Origin of the sequence: Mesorhizobium sp. M5C.F.Ca.ET.164.01.1.1, from assembly GCF_004792125.1 — a bacterium.
Classification (GTDB): Bacteria; Pseudomonadota; Alphaproteobacteria; order Rhizobiales; family Rhizobiaceae; genus Mesorhizobium; species Mesorhizobium wenxiniae.
The window spans coordinates 1-412 of the sequence record NZ_SRTG01000139.1; the positions used below are offsets into that span (position 1 = coordinate 1).

Here is a 412-nt window from a genome sequence, read left to right on the forward strand (position 1 = left end):
CGATGTGTCGCCAGGTGTCGTCGATGGTTCGCTTCTGGGCAGCTCGCATCCAGTGCTTGATCTTGGCGAAGGCCTGCTCGATCGGGTTGAGATCTGGCGAGTAGGGCGGCAGGTACCAGAGCCTGGCGCCTGCGGCGCGGATCATCTGCCGGATGGCTGCCGACTTGTGGGAGCCGAGATTGTCCATGACGACGATGTCGCCCGGCTCAAGCACTGGCACGAGCTGCTGCTCGACATAGGCGCGGAAGCACTGGCCGTTGATCGGCCCGTCGAAGACGCAAGGTGCAGTCAGCCGGTCGCAGCGCAGCGCGCCGAGGAAGGTCAGCGTACGCCAGTGGCCGTATGGTGCCAAGCCGCGCAGGCGTTTGCCCTTCGGCCCCCATCCGCGCAGCGGCGCCATGTTGGTCTTGAT

Annotated in this window: 1 protein-coding gene; it reads right to left on the reverse strand. The window is 65.5% G+C overall.

Annotated features, from left to right (window positions below):
* The coding region (locus EN807_RS32810; RefSeq protein WP_135937955.1) for an IS630 family transposase at positions 1–412 on the reverse strand (412 nt) is incomplete at both ends.